General features: G+C 50.5%; 11 protein-coding genes and 2 pseudogenes. 4 read left to right on the top strand and 9 right to left on the bottom strand.

The window, feature by feature from the left end; genetic code table 11:
• Positions 1-4: 4 nt before the first annotated feature.
• From ACM5QY_RS14255 to ACM5QY_RS14245, 3 genes are all read right to left on the bottom strand, one after another.
• The gene (locus tag ACM5QY_RS14255; protein WP_416121420.1) at positions 5-1,402 is read right to left on the bottom strand and encodes a Fe-S-containing protein; all 1,398 of its coding nucleotides are present in this window, start codon (positions 1,400-1,402) and stop codon (positions 5-7) included.
• A 173-nt stretch (positions 1,403-1,575) separates the two neighbouring features.
• Positions 1,576-2,103, bottom strand: coding sequence for an iron transporter (locus tag ACM5QY_RS14250; RefSeq protein WP_416121419.1), 528 nt, complete (start codon positions 2,101-2,103; stop codon positions 1,576-1,578).
• Positions 2,104-2,128: 25 nt separating this feature from the next.
• Positions 2,129-4,012 carry an FTR1 family iron permease gene (locus ACM5QY_RS14245; RefSeq protein WP_416121418.1) on the bottom strand — a complete coding sequence of 628 codons (1,884 nt, stop codon included), beginning with the start codon at positions 4,010-4,012 and terminating at the stop codon, positions 2,129-2,131.
• 483 nt (positions 4,013-4,495) lie between these two features.
• Here ACM5QY_RS14245 and ACM5QY_RS14240 point away from each other — a divergent pair.
• Positions 4,496-4,764, top strand: a pseudogene (locus ACM5QY_RS14240) (IS3 family transposase); the annotation flags it as partial.
• 282 nt (positions 4,765-5,046) lie between these two features.
• On the opposite strand, the gene ACM5QY_RS14235 reads toward ACM5QY_RS14240, so the two are convergent.
• The 5 genes and pseudogenes from ACM5QY_RS14235 to istA all read right to left on the bottom strand — a co-directional run bounded on the left by ACM5QY_RS14235 (position 5,047) and on the right by istA (position 10,117).
• Positions 5,047-6,558: a sensor domain-containing diguanylate cyclase gene (locus ACM5QY_RS14235; RefSeq protein WP_416121417.1), complete on the bottom strand. Its 1,512-nt coding sequence runs from the start codon at positions 6,556-6,558 to the stop codon at positions 5,047-5,049.
• Positions 6,559-7,113: 555 nt separating this feature from the next.
• Entirely contained in the window at positions 7,114-7,467 is a 354-nt protein-coding gene (locus tag ACM5QY_RS14230) for an MmcQ/YjbR family DNA-binding protein (RefSeq protein WP_416121416.1), read from the bottom strand.
• 101 nt (positions 7,468-7,568) lie between these two features.
• Complete coding sequence (locus ACM5QY_RS14225; RefSeq protein WP_416121415.1) at positions 7,569-7,718, bottom strand: Lrp/AsnC ligand binding domain-containing protein; 150 nt, start codon at positions 7,716-7,718, stop codon at positions 7,569-7,571.
• Positions 7,719-7,819: 101 nt separating this feature from the next.
• Positions 7,820-8,560 (bottom strand): IS21-like element helper ATPase IstB, encoded by a 741-nt coding sequence (gene istB, locus ACM5QY_RS14220; RefSeq protein WP_416122809.1) that lies wholly within the window; start codon positions 8,558-8,560, stop codon positions 7,820-7,822.
• 13 nt (positions 8,561-8,573) lie between these two features.
• Positions 8,574-10,117 (bottom strand): annotated as a pseudogene (istA, locus tag ACM5QY_RS14215) (IS21 family transposase).
• A 305-nt stretch (positions 10,118-10,422) separates the two neighbouring features.
• Between istA and ACM5QY_RS14210 the strand changes: the two are divergent.
• On the top strand, positions 10,423-11,181 hold the full coding sequence (locus tag ACM5QY_RS14210) for an NADPH-dependent F420 reductase (protein WP_416121414.1): 759 nt from the start codon (positions 10,423-10,425) through the stop codon (positions 11,179-11,181).
• A gap of 800 nt (positions 11,182-11,981) precedes the next feature.
• On the opposite strand, the gene ACM5QY_RS14205 is transcribed toward ACM5QY_RS14210, so the two are convergent.
• Positions 11,982-12,899, bottom strand: coding sequence for a LysR family transcriptional regulator (locus tag ACM5QY_RS14205; protein ID WP_416121413.1), 918 nt, complete (start codon positions 12,897-12,899; stop codon positions 11,982-11,984).
• Positions 12,900-13,005: 106 nt separating this feature from the next.
• On the opposite strand from ACM5QY_RS14205, the gene ACM5QY_RS14200 reads away from it, so the two are divergent.
• Together ACM5QY_RS14200 and ACM5QY_RS14195 are read left to right on the top strand one after the other, a co-directional pair.
• Positions 13,006-13,659, top strand: a complete 654-nt coding sequence (locus ACM5QY_RS14200) for an SDR family oxidoreductase (protein ID WP_416121412.1) — start codon at positions 13,006-13,008, stop codon at positions 13,657-13,659.
• 75 nt (positions 13,660-13,734) lie between these two features.
• Positions 13,735-14,928, top strand: coding sequence for an MFS transporter (locus ACM5QY_RS14195; protein ID WP_416121411.1), 1,194 nt, complete (start codon positions 13,735-13,737; stop codon positions 14,926-14,928).
• Positions 14,929-14,956: the final 28 nt, after the last annotated feature.

Raw genomic sequence — 14,956 nt, 5'->3', positions numbered from 1 at the left:
GTTATTAATCCTCCGGTTCACCGTCTTCCGCGGTCGGCGCGATATCGACAAACTGCCGGGGCTGCACGCGGAAACGGTTGTAGTTATCTTCGGAAGAGAAGAACCAGATTTTGCCACCATAGCGGAATTTATACTGCGCACTGATATTAGTCAGATGGCTGCCATCAACCGGATCTTTCACATCGAGCGTCACGACGGTCGTAAAATAATTCACTCCGGTAATCAGCGCATCCCGCCCGATCACCAGTTCCCGATCGTCATTTTTCCAGCCTTCGATGGGGATAGGATTACATCCACCGGGTTTGCCGATTGAGGGGATAAAAATATGGACAGCACAGGCGACGCAGATCACCTGATTGCCCTCCATGACATAGCCCTGATCGCCACACAGCAAACACGCATCGAACACCACACCGAGGCGTAAACGATCCGGGTAGCGGTTGATCACAAAAAAGCGCACGGCTTTACCGTCATCTGACACCCAGACGAAACGGTGCAATTTACCGTCACGGATCTGATCCAGGGGAATATGAACCTGCCCGTCCTCGGCCAGCGTCACGGGAACGGCGGCTGAGAGTTGCGGCGGTTGAGAGGCAATGCGATCCCAGTAGAGCTGGCTTAGCACCACAATCACCACGGCAATCACCATCCATAGCGCAGTACGTCTGGCATTTTGCCATTCAGCCTGTGCCTTGCGCCGTAAAATATCGTCAGTCTGTTGGCCGACAATTTTCCGCAAGGCAAACAGCCCGGGCAGCAGGAGTAGCAACAGCAGAATGAGCAAAAGTGCAGGAAAATAACTTAACCAGGCTGAGGCATTCGTTACCTGGGCAACGTAGGTCAACAGCGATTTCGTCAGCCCCAACACCTGTAATTTCATGAGTAACAGCAGCAGATTGCCGCTCAAAGGCAACGCCAGAAGCAGCGAAAGTAGCAACAATAGCGGCCAGCGCGCAGCGGGAAGCGTGCGAACCAGCATCGTGGTTAACACCGCGCAAAGGATGACGGTTGCCAGTGCCAATACAATCGCGCTGATGTTCAACAGAAAATCGGTATTGACTACCGTGGTGCTGGTCAAGGCCATCAGCGACGGGTTGTCTGCCCAATGCAACGTAGCGCCAGTAATCAGCAGGCATTGCCAGAGGAGAGCGAGTCGCTGATGGCGGGAAAATTGGCAAAGAAGAAACAGCATGAGCGCGGCTAATTCGGCCACGGTAAGGCACAGGCGTAAAATCTGCCCTGACGGCAGATGGCCACCGATTAACGTACCCGCGAGCCAGGCCAGCAGCGTCACCCATCCCAGAGATCGGATACCCGGCAGGGGACGATGCACCCAACTGAGCCCGATCAGGAGTGCAACGGGGAGAAAAACCTGCAAAACATTGACAAAAAAATAACTCATCACGCCCACCTGGACGGGGAAAACACCACGTCTGCCCGGCAACTGAGCCCGACAGCCACTGCCTGTTTGCCAAAGCGGAATGGCAAACTATGCCGCATCCAAACTATCGGCATCCAAACTATGCGACATCAAACTACGCCGCATCTGCCTGACGCTGATGCGGCAAGTCGCTATCAATTCAGACCGACGTACTTGAAGTCAAAACTGACATCGAACGGTTTCCACCAACGGCTGACACCCGTTTCGGTATCCGTGTGGCGGTGCATACCGGCTTTGGATGGCGGTTCGATGTGATATGTCACTTTATAGTTACCCACACCCATCATTTTGATGTTGGCACCATAGTGTGGCCCATCGCTGGCTACCATTGGCATGAATGTGCCTTCCTGCTTGTCGCCCGTGTCAGTATTGACCAACGTATAGGCAATAGTCAGGTACGGCATCCATTCACCTGCACCGAAACCATTTTTACCCCCTTCAGTCGCGTGAATATCCGCTTCCAGATGGATATCCGCTTTCGCAGCGGGCAGACCCATACCACGCGGTTCCATGTCGATAGGTTGCAGATAAACAGCAGCAATCTCCAACTCATTCATTGTGACCGGCTCGCCCGCCGGGAACTCTTTAAAGGCAAAGGCTGCGGGTGCAGCAAAGATACTGGCAATAATGGCACTGGCTATCACACTTTTCGTCATCGTCATGTTACCCATCCCTCTATTATCTTGATTATGCAATGTTTGTTTTACGATCCGCATTCAGCGACTGCCGCCGCATCACCCACAGCGCCAGTACGGCAGCCAGAAGTAACACGCCCTGAGGCAACAGCGTTTCTACATAGGGATAAATCCCTAACCCACTGATTTCCGGTACGCCCTGTAATAATGTCGGTTCAAAGAGCTTCCCTTCGATCAACTCCAATACACCTTTCCCGGCAAAGACGAATGCCATCAGATACATAAAGCCACCGGTAAACATAAAGAACGGCTTCAGCGGCAAACGCACCACGCTGTAACGCATCACCAGCCAGGCCAGTAGCAGCAACACGCAACCCGCTGCAAAACCGCCCAGAATAGACAAATGCCCCCCCACCGAACTGGCATCACCGATCAGCGCCAAATAGAACAGCACCGTCTCTGCCCCTTCGCGATACACCGCCAGAAAACTGGTGAGCCAAAGGCCAGCCATTGATCCGCTGCTGAGTGAATGCGAAAGTTTGCCTTCCAGATACGCTTTCCAATGGCGCGCTTCGACCTTCGAGAGCAGCCAGTAACTCATTGAGAACAGCATCACCACGGCAATCAGCATGGTCACACCCTCGAGAAGTTCACGACTGGCGCCAGAATTGGAAAACAACCACTGGAAGATGAATGCCGTCACCACGCTTGCCAACAACGCGGCATAGACGGACTGGCGAATAAGGGGAAGTTTGTCCTGATGGTTGTTTTTCACCAGATACGCCACGATGGCCGCCACAATCAGCAGCGCCTCGAGCCCTTCGCGCAGGATAATCAGCAGGCTGTAAATCAGCAGACTCCAGTGGGTTTCATTCCCTCCACCTAACAGGGTGACGGCTTTATCCAGGTCCTGTTGCAGTGCTGACGCCTGTTCTTGCAGTTGATTCAGCGGTTGCCCGGCGTTGATCATGCTGACCATGCGGGTAAAATAGCCTTCCAACGTCGATTTAAACGCGGCATCACGCGAGCCGAGTTTATTTTCCATTCCGCTGGCTTCAAACAGATCAAAATAGGCATCCTGAACCGCCATCATCGCGGGTTTGCTTTGACCTTGTTTATAGAGATCCAGCGCAGCTGAGATCGCCTGTTCGATCTGTGCGCTGACATGCTTCCAGTCGGCGTCAGTTCCGCCGTCTGCGGGGCCGTTTGCGGCCTGATCGGGCACTGTCTGTTGCTGTTCACGCGTAGTCGGCAAGCCAGGCAATTGCTCTTCAATATCTTGTATCAGCGTGGTTACGCTATAGGCAACGTCGCTCATGTTATCGGGCGTAGATGCGAGAGCGATGAGGGCGCTGAATTGCTGGTTAATTGCCGCCGCCTGCTGCGAGGAGCGATTTACACGCACGGACATTTCCATTTCGGAGTTTTTAAACCCCTCATAGTGTGCCTGCTGCACAATTTTCCCGGCCTGCTGAAACTTACCCTCCTGATAATCCGTCACGGCTTGTGCCAGCAAATCATCAATAACTTTAAAACTCTGTTGCCAATAGGGCGCAATGTCACTGTTGCCGTAGGCACCGTGCTGCTGTTGCGCCACCACGCGATGGCCGTCTGTCAATACCGGCAAAACACCGTCAAGCTCACCCTTCAACCCGTCGATTTTGGCCTGCACCTCAGGCAGCGGTTTGCCCTCGCCAATCATTCGGCGGATCTCACCGAAGGTGGCTTCCATCTGGTAACTTTTCTGCGAAGAGATGTTGATACGAATGGGGCCTTCAAGATTTTCGAATACCTCAAAATAGGCCATCTGTACTTCCGTACGTGCCTCATCGGTTTGTTTTTGCTGGTAGAGCGCTGAGGTTTTATCGAGACGTTGCTGAATGTCGGTGATCCACTGCTGATAATCAGTAGACGCAGCGAAGGCCAACGTACTCATGAGTAAGCAGTTGCAAACAAGTAAAATCCGTTGCCAGTGAGACATAGTAAATTTCTAATGATAATGACATTTCTTCTCATTATCACTTCATCTGGGTGTCAGATTTTGATCCGTGTCAAAGACTGCTCAAATGAATAGCACGAAAGTAGATAAAATTCGTTCAGGGGTAACGGCCGAAACGCGTCGCAAAACGCCTAATTATTCACCAAATGCAGCTATTATTAACCCGGTCAAGCGATTCATCGGTAGTTCAGTCGGTAGAAGGCGGACTGAATAGACCCTAGTTTCCTAGACGGTTTCGTGCCTCATGTGGAGTGCCCCCGAGCTCGAGATGAGCCCTTACGTAGTACAGTGGCTGTTGAAGCTACCAGTTGATCGCCCGTCCCGGGCAGTGTCCCTACGGCAAAAGGGCGGGCGCCAAGCTGCGTCTTCGTATACGCAGACCTGACCATTTGTAGCCACATGTAACGCGGTCATTCACAGCGGCTAACGCGGCCGGGGGCTCGTAAATTACATTATTTGTTGCGACAACAACCAGAATCGGCACTGCCGTTGGCCGCGAAAGTCTTTTCCAGATACTGCACCACTCGCGGTTACTAGTGATGCCTAAACGGGCGTATCACAAAACGACGGACAGTCATCATCGCTTTTACCGTCACCCTAACTTACTGAAGTCAGGAGAAAAACAAATTATTGAAAACCACCCGGAGCAGGTATGGTCGTCACCGTCACTGTATCTGACATCTTTGTCACTCAGGTGGCTATCCTCATCTCTTCCGCCCGCAGCCTCTGTATATAGGCCGCAATAAGCGGTCTACCGAACCAGAACAGGCCGTCCATCGCCGAGACAGGCAGCGCAAGCTTAAGGCGTCCCCGTGGTTATATCACCGTCTGTGAAATTTGCCGGTAAGGGACTGACGTTATCAGGTTGCCACTTAATGAGGTGTCGATTTTTACCACATCAGAACAGTTGACGCATGCCCTAGTACTTAAAACGACACCCCATATTCACTTAGGTTAAATCTCCTGATAATTCAGCCTATTTCAACGCGATTGCGACCATTCTGCTTGGCCCGGTAGGCAGCAGCATCGGCCCGTTGCAGAACGACATCACCCTGTTCACCATTGCGCCAAGTGGCAACGCCAAAGCTACCCGTCATCTTGCCAACTTTAGGCATGGGGAACGCGGCTAGTTTTTCGCACAAGGCCTGCGCCAACAGCAAAGCAGCGCTAGCGTCTGTAAGCGGACACAACACCACAAGCTCCTCACCGCCTATACGGCAAAGAGTGTCTGTACTGCGCAGACGGGCGGCGATACATGTGCAACTTTGCTGGAGCACCAGGTCACCAATGTCATGGCCCCATTGGTCATTAATGCTTTTGAATTTATCCAGGTCCAAAAAAATCAGTGAGAATTGTTGTGCATAACGCGTGGCCATGTCGACCAGACCGTCCAGGCTTTGCATACAGTGGCGGCGGTTGTGGAAGCCCGTTAGCTCATCGGTTAAGGACTGCCGACGCAGTTCGGCTTCGCTGTCTTTAAGCTCGGTGATATCGATGAAGGAGCCGTACCACATGAAAGAATTGTCTATCTGTCGCTCCGCGTAAGACTCACCCCGCAACCAGCGAAGGCCGCGCTGCGGCAGTTGAACTCGGAAGTCCGCCTGCCACGGTTGATTATGTTTCATGGATTCGATTGTAACCGAGCGCAGAACCGCCAGATCTTCAGGCAGTATTCGTTTGAAAATCGGACTCTCGATATACGACTTGTACATCACCTCATCGGGTGCAAGCTCAAACAAGCGCTGAATGCCGTCACTGCAATAGGTGAAATAACTGTCCCCTGTTTCGAGCATATGATACTGATAAAGCATGTTTGGTATGCGCTGAGTTAAAAGCTTCAGAAACTGCTTCCGCTCCTTTAAGCTCGTCATTAGTGCCTGCCGCTCACTCACATCAGTGATAATCAGCAAATGCTCTAATTGCTTTGTTACGGCATCCTCCGAGATGGCATGACGCAATTCCCCGGTAAAAGTGTCGCCGCCCTTGCGCTGAAACTGTTGCTCGAACAGCCTCTCTGAGGTATCGGATGACATGCGCGTGACGTCCAACTGCCCTTTGACCAGCAAGCTGTCGAAACGAGCGAGGCCCTGAGCCTCCAGCTCTGTATAGCCAAAAATGGCTTCTGACCTGGGGCAGAAGGACAGTATCTTGCCCTGGGTATTGGTCGTAACCACCGCGACCTGGCGTGACGCTTCCAGCAGCCCCCTTGTGCGAGTATCCATGGTCTGGCTCCCTGCTCCGCCTTTATACAAATCTTCCTCGTGCGCAGGCTGCTTATCGCGCAGTTGGAATAGATACATCAGGATGAGCCATGCCAGACTCAGTAATGTAAACAGCATCTCCAAACGTAGTTGTGCCCACACATACATTAAATGCCCGGACATAAACAGTGAAATCAGGGACAGCAACAGAGGAATAATGGCTAAGTAAACGTTGCGCTTACGTCGAAAAATTGAGATTAGCCAGTTATGCAGTTTCAGCATGGTATATTCCTTTCTGGTGACACTAAATATGGCTAAAAATCTGTATTTGACATTCAGGTTGGCTGCATATTGTGGCCGCCGGCAATTTTCCCAGCGAATTCGGTAAGAGTCATCCCGCCCAGTACAGAATGGGGACGACTCTGGCTATAGAGTATTCTCCAGACTTCGATTTTGCACCAGGCATATTCCAGGGACCTGACTTGTTCTCGTTCAAACATTTATACCGTACCCCAGCAGAATACTGTATGAGGTATGTACTGACGGCGATCGCCGACGGGCTATTAATCCGGATACATGAGTTAGTGCGTTGAGTATCATTATCCCTTTTGAGAAAAAACCTATGCGGCCTACGACAGATGCTTACGATTAAAGCGCTTCCAGGAAGCGCTGAAGTAACAGAAAATGGCTTCGACAAGAAGAATGACTTCTGAGCAAATTAGGGCCCGTTTAAAAGTGCATAAGGTGGGAAACTTTAAGAACGGTATTTCCCGGAAGTAAACTTGAGCAAAACAGGCGTCAAGGGCATCCGCCAGGAAATGCAGGCGCATGTTTTTATCAGAATGTCAGAGCATGGCTGTCTGAAAGCAGCTCATGTATTTCCGTTGGGGATAGCGGGCCGGAAAGAAGTACGCTGACCCAGTGTTCTTTGTTCATATGGTAAGCGGGTAAAATACCGTCTTTTTTCCGCAATGAACCGATGTACTCCGGCCTGACTTTCACTTCGAGAACATCTAACACATCATCCGTCTTCAGACCCAGCTTTGTACCCGATACATTCATCACGATACCGAACCATTTCTTTCCGTTGTGATGGCGAAGTACGGCATAACCCGGCAGGTTACTCCAGAGATATTCCGGCTCAGATTTAAAATGTTCCAGCGCGTAGCTGAATAATGTCTCTCTTCTCATAATAATTCCCTATCATTACGTTTGTGAATATTTTAGCCAGGACCTTACAAGACCGAGTTTATGCTTATGTTAATAATTCAAATTCCACATAAGAGTCAGTTCTAATCTGAGAGCACTGGAACGGGTCCCCTTTCAAGATGGGGGGTCAATACAATATAGCTGCGTGTTCCAGTGAAGCCGTCAATCGAATGAATCACTTCCAGCAGAGCTTCAAGCGACTGAGTATTCTGGGTTCTGACTTTTAGCAACATGGTGCGTATTCTGGCGAAGATGAACGGTCGTTCCGGCTGAACGTGAATGCGTTATTTCCTAACGCGCCCTAACTTCTTTTTATTACACCGACCGTTCACTTTTAGTCAACCTGTGCCAGTCGTTTTCTCATCGATTCACCTTTCATTTCCAGACGGTGCGAGTTATGCATCAGACGATCAAGGATCGCGTCCGCCAATGTGTTATCTCCAACGCAACCGTACCACTCATCCGTTGGCAGCTGGCTTATCATGACCGTGGCGTTCTTACCGTACCTGTCGTCCATCAGTTCCAGCAGATCGTTACGTTGCGCTGGTAGTAACGGTTCGAGACCCCAGTCATCCAGGATAAGCAACTGCGTTTTGGACAGTTGAGCAAGTTGTTTCCGGTAACTGCCGTCTGCCCGGCTGTGGGTCAGTTCAACCAGCAACCGGCTCAGTCGCCAGTACTGTACGCTGTAACCCTGCTGGCAGGCGTTGTTGCCCAGCGCACAGCCTACATAGGTTTTACCGCAGCCGCAGGGACCCGTTATCAGCAGGTTCTGCCCCCTGACCACCCACTCGTTCTGGCTTAACTGAGCGATCCGCGAACGCTCCAGGTTTCTCACCGGCTGATAGTCGATGTCGTGAACCGAGGCTTCAAGCCTCAGCCGGGCCTTTTGCAACAGGCGTTTCTGTTTGCGCTGATCCCTTTCCAGAGATTCACGCGTCACCAGCAACGCCAGCCTTTCCCTGAAGGAGAGCTCTTCGTAAGTGCCGGGTTGTTCCATCTGTGAGGACAGCGCGGCTGCCATTCCCATCAGTTTCATTTCAGTCAGCTGTTTCATCAGCGTATGTGGCATTATCGAGTTCCCTGTTTCAGTGGAAGTGGCGTGGGCCACGGATGTTTTCATGTTCCTGAGGAAGTTCCTGAGACGGATGCAGATCGCCGTCCGCCGGAACAAGGTCGCGATTATTTTTCAGTATCGATTTTATCTGCTTCAGTCGGGTTAGCCCCTCAGCATTAGCCAGCCGGCAGCTGTTGTTGACGCGCTCAGAAGGATACTCGCGCGTCAGGCTCAGTAACCCCAGACACAGGCGGTAGGCCTGCTCCGAATGCGCTTTTTCCACCAGACGCTCACTGACCCACTTGAGCGTGTCGGAGCCCACGCCTGCCGCCCAGTTTTTCAACCGCTCTGGCGTCCACTGCTGATGGTGGCGATGACGCTCCGGCATATGCTCTGCTGCGGTGCTGTTACCGGGATGAAGACGCCGCGGGTGACTGGTGATCATCAGGCCCTCAGCCCAGACCTCCAGCAGGTTGTCGAAGGCATGAAGTTCCACCGTTTTGCCGACGTACTGATGCGGCACAGAGTAATGGTGCTGTTCATATTCAACGTGATAATCGATATTCACTTTCGCTTTTTTGATGTGCCGGTAGCGCCACGGCTGTACCGGTAACGGCCTGAGCGCAGGTTTGTCCAGCCTGTCGAAGGCTTCCCGGCGGTTGCCGGGCAGTTTTTTAAAGGGGCGTTCGTTGAGATCCGTAACCAGCGTACGGATACAGTGGTTCAGTTCTGCCAGCGAGAAGAAGACCTGATGCCGCAGTCGGGCCAGGATCCAGCGCTCAACGATCTGAACGCCAACTTCCACCTTCGGCTTGTCTCTGGGTTTTCGGGGCGGGCCGGTATTACCGCGACCTGATAGTGCTCCGCCAGTTGCTGGTAGGACGGATTCAGTTCGGGATCGTAGCGACAGGCTTTATTAACCCCGCTTTTGAGGTTATCAGGGACCAGGATTTCGGGAACGCCGCCGAAGAACTCCAGCATCCTGACGTGGCTGAGAAGCCAGTCCGGTAGCGACTGTGTATACGTGGCCTCCGCGAAGGTATAGTTTGATGCCCCCAACACCGCCACAAAGATCTGAGCCTGCCGGCACTCACCGGTTTCGGGTGAGATAACCGCCACCGTGGGCCCACAGTAGTCGATAAAGCATTTTTCACCAGCGAGATGCTGTTGGCGCATGGAGCGCTTCTGTGACTGGGACCAGGTCTGGTAGCGGCAGCAGAACTGTGAGTAGCTGTACGCCCGGATCGGCATCCGCTGACAATACTCTTCCCACAGAAGGTGGCGGGTGACGCCTTTCTTACGCAACTCCATATGGATTTTAGCCCAGTCAGGATCTTCCAGCGCACCGGGACGACTGTCAGAGTCCGGATACAGCATGCTGGCAAGCCTGGGCTCTGACATCCCCTCTGGTAACGGCCAGGAGATCCCGGAGGCCTCAAGGCGTTTGAGCATTTTCTGGATGGCACCTGTGCTGACATCGGCGCACTGGCTTATCTGACGGAATGACAGGCCGACCTCAAAACGCAGCCTTAAAATTTCATGGATTTTACGCATTGCGATTCTCTTGTTTGGCATATATCACCCCCTGTAATGAAAGGGATAGATATAGCAGCAAAAATCAATGCGTTAAGAATGATTCTGGAAACGTGAACAGCAATTCCGGTCAGGTGAACACCGATTCTGGCAAAATGAACAGTGATTCTGGCCATGGTGCAAAATCGTGGTATTTTCCGTCGGAATACGCGTTCACGCGAAACCAGAAAGTGCGTTCACGTTCTGCCAGAATGAGTGTTCACGATAGGCCAGAATATGCATGCAGTCTTAAATGCATTATATATTGTTAAGAATTAAATAATCACTAACTCATCTAAGAGGTCCATATGACTAACACTACTATCGGAATTATTGGTAGCGGCATGATCGGTGCTAATGTAGCAAGGCTTGCAATTGCAGCAGGTTTGGATATCGTAATTTGCAATTCTCGAGGCCCTGAAACACTTTCAGAACTTATATCAGATTTAGGTTCTAATGCAAATGCAGCCACTATAGAGGATGTCATTAACTCATCAGATCTTATCGTTCTGGCTGTTCCTTTTCCTGCATACACAAATCTACCTGTAGATCTTCTTGCGGGGAAAACGCTTATTGATACGCTAAACTATTATCCTCAACGCGATGGAGAAATGCCCGAAGTAAAAACAGAACATACTGCAACCAGTGAAATGGTACAGTCTCACTTGGCTAACTCTCACGTTATTCGAGCTCTAAATAATGTTGATTTCGTCAGATTATTAAGCAGTGCACGACCTGCTGGAGCAAGTGACAGAAGTGCCCTCCCTGTTGCAGGTAATGATCCGTTATCAAAAGATACAGTAATCAAATTCCTTGATAAAATTGGCTACGATGCTTTTGATATGGGTCCACTTTCTGAAAGCTGGCGTAGTGAACCTACAACACCTGTATACGTGGCTCCTTATATGCATTCAGAAACTTCTTATGTTGCACAAAAAGTGACGGTTGAAATTTTTAAGAATGCGCCTGGTCGAACTGTCACTCGCGATGAGGTTGAAATATTAGTTAAAGCAGCCGTCCGCCATGATAAAATGTTTGGGAAATTACCTGAATTTGCACAGGATTAATTATTATTGCAAATGTATAAAAATTCAAAAAATGACTATTATATTTGAATTTCACCATTTCAAACCTTAATAATTTATTAAATTTCCAATCACAGACTGAAGTTGACCGATTCATGTCAACTTCAGAATTAAAAGCCAGCCTTAATAGGGATATTTTCAGCATAAAATTTATTTTTCAATTAAAAAGATTAATATTCTAAAATATTTGCATTGACTTAAATCAATCAAAAAAATTAACTCATCAATATTTATAAAATTATTGATGAGTTAACGCTAAGATTATTTCCCTGATAAAAAATGAAATATAATCCATGATTTTCTTTCAAAAAAAGAAGTTATTCAGCCTTCAGGAAAGGTAAATCCACCAAATTCTGTTTAAGGAAGACGGCTCCACTGACATCATCAGTATTAACCGATCGTGATGTCGACCGTAACATCGATGGTTGCTACCGGTATCTACGAAGGATCAATACTTGTCGTCATTCATAGTCTCAAGGCCGAATACGGAGATACGATCAGTGCCTCAGCCGCACGCGAGTACTCGGTCAAACGTACCTGCTCGCATCCCTTCGATAATTCGAACCCATAAATCCATAAGCACCGTTCCGGATAGTCTTATCAGCGGCAACGTGGCAAGGATCTACCAGAGATTTCCAGCAGATATATAACTGCAGCAGACTAGCTCCTGATTTCGACGATGCTCTGTAGCGGCCTATCCTATTTGATACGATAATTAGGATAGGCGAACGCGGCGAACGTCTCCCCGTACGGATATCAAATCGCGTACTGCCGCAGATCCCTCAGACTTGCCGATCCAGCCAGATGTTGGATGCTTCGAGCTGGCTACAGACAGTATCAATGAAGACCCGAGTCTTGGCCGGAACCAGGACGCCGGGTGGCATCAGGGCATAAACACTAACTCTCGTTGCGCTATGCCACTGCGGAAGGATGTTTATCAATGTACCGCTGCGAATGTCCTGTGCCACCATCCAGCCCGGCAGGAGCGCAATGCCGGTACCACGCAGTACTACCTTTAGCAGCGCTTCGCTGGTATTGGTCGTCAGAGGCCCGGAAGGGGTAATCTGCACGCGGTCATGTCCGTTTTCCAGGATCCAGTGAGGCCAGTCCGGATGGGTGGTAAAGCCCAGACACAAATGTGAGGCAAGCGCATCCGGTTCAGAGGGCGTGCCACATTTTCTGAGATATTCAGGCGATGCGACCAGCTGACTGCGAAAGGTTCCAAGCTGTCGTCCAGTTAAGGAACTATCCCGAATGATGCCAACACGGATCACAGCATCAAATCCTTCGGCCACGATATCAACCCGCCTGTCCAGGAAATGTGCATCAATACGGATTTCCGGATAGTTCTCCAGAAAGTCAGGCAAAATAGGCGCGATGACCTCACGGCCAAAAGTTACCGGCAGTGAAACACGCAACACCCCCTGCGGTGTCGAAGCAAAATCACCCACTTCACGGCTCGCAGCACTCAGCTCGTCCAGCGCGTTGCGGGTGCGATGCAGAAAATAGATCCCCGCTTCGGTCAGCGTGACGCTACGCGTCGTGCGTACCAGGAGCCTCACCCCAAGCTGTTTCTCAAGATGGCTGACTCGCCGCGAAATCACTGAAGCATCTCGGCCCAGCCTTGTGCTGGCCCCAGTAAAACTTCCCGCTTCTGCCACACATACAAAGGCGGTTAGATCGTCAAAGTTGTCAAACATGATTCCTGCACCCCACACAATAATAATTTGCAATTTAGACCCATTATCATCTTTAGCGCAACTTATTAAGATTTAATCTCAATTTCAACTTTGAGAGAGCACAGCTATGAAAACATTTCTGAGTATTGGATCTGGTCCGGGAATAGGACTTGCAACGGCCACCCGCTTTGCCAGTGAAGGATTCCGTGTGGTGCTGACATCCCGCAATAAGAAATACGTCTCAGAGCAGGTGGATACGCTGAGATCTTCTGGCTTCAAAGCGGAAGGTCGTTTTGTTGATGCCAGCGATATCAGCAGTATTGTCGAACTTATCCGCTCAGTGGAGTCTGAAATGGGCTCGGTTGACGTACTGCATTTTAACTCTGCGGCGCTTCATGACGGCACGTTAGATAATCAGTCCATCGATGGTCTCATTCAGGATCTGACCATCAATATTGGTGCCGGTTACGCTGCAATAAAAGCGGTCTTTCCAGGCATGGCTGAACGCGGTGAAGGCAGTATTCTGCTGACCGGGGGTATTTTCGCTACCCACCCAAATCCTGATTATATTTCGCTAAGCATCGGCAAAGCCGGGCTTCGCAATATGACGCACGGCCTGTTTGATACTCTTAAAGAGAAAAACATCCATATCTCAACGGTCACTGTCGGCGCTCTCGTGGCTGCAGGCTCGACTGAATCAAAAGACGTTGCTCAGGTGTTCTGGGATCTGCATGCTCAACCAAAAGATAAGTGGTCTGCAGAAGAAAATTATCCTTCTTAACAGCATTAATACCTCCGTACAGACAGTTCCTCTCCTGCAGGAGCTGTCCTTTCTTTATTACCTCACGGAGCACGTATGAATACCGGGAGTCATATACAATTAACTGCTCGCCAGACAGTGCTGTTTGCTATCGCTGCTGCATTTATGGTTGCTAACATTTACTACTCTCAACCACTCCTTGCAGTGATTGGCAGTCAGTTCAATATCCCTTCCTCAGATACAGCATTGCTTGTGACACTCACCCAACTTGGCTATGGGTTGGGCGTTTTACTTCTGGTTCCGCTGGGAGATGTCATTGATCGCCGGCGCCTGGCGTCCACAATGATTTCACTTTGCATCATTGCGCTCTTACTGACCGCGACCAGCCAGCATTTCTGGTTTTTTGCCAGCGTTCAGTTACTGCTTGGCCTGGCGGCGAGCGCGACGATGGTGCTGATCCCCTACGTCGCGAACCATACTCCTGCATACAAGCGGGGCCAGAGGGTGGGTCAGATGATCACAGGGATGTTGCTTGGAATACTGCTTGCCCGCACGGTTTCCGGGTTGGTTGCTGATGCTCTTGGCTGGCGATGGATGTATGTGATTGCAGTTATTATTGCGACCATGGTACTGATTCTGATCAGAAAACTGATGGTCCCCTCTGCAGTAACAGGGAAGATTTCTTATCCCGAACTGCTCAAATCAATGGTTTCGCTTCTCCGTGAGTATGAGGCGCTACGCACACGCGCCTTTTACTGCATGATGGGTATGGGGAGCTTCAGTATTCTCTGGACAGGATTGACATTGTTCCTGTCTGGCGAACCCTATCATTTCCAGCCTTCAACCATCGGCCTGTTCGGGCTTATAGGTGCTGCCGGTGCGATGTCTGCCGGTATAGCAGGCAGGATCAGCGACAAGGGGTATGCCTCAGCGCTGACGATCGCGCTGGCAGTGCTGTTAGTTCTCTCGTGGGGAATAATGGCGGAAGCGAAAGCATCACTCCTGCTGCTGACCGCCGGCATACTGCTTCTGGACGTGGCGGCGATGGGACTGCAGGTTGTGCATCAGTCGGTGATTTACAAGCTCAGGCCAGAAGCCCAGTCCCGTATTACATCGATATTCGTCACGTCGGGTTTTATCGGCATGGCTCTGGGATCGGCACTGAGCAGTCTGGGTTTTCGTTACTGGCAGTGGACAGGGATCTGCCTGTTTGGCGCAGCTCTTCCTGTGATCATGCTGATTCACGTGACCATTCAGGGGATGACAAAAAAATTACTAAAAAATCATTGAACACTTTAGGAAGTGAGACTTCTTGCGC

Source organism: Rahnella sp. PCH160, from assembly GCF_047784855.1.
Classification (GTDB): domain Bacteria; phylum Pseudomonadota; class Gammaproteobacteria; order Enterobacterales; family Enterobacteriaceae; genus Rahnella.
This window is presented reverse-complemented; position numbering and strand designations above follow the sequence as displayed.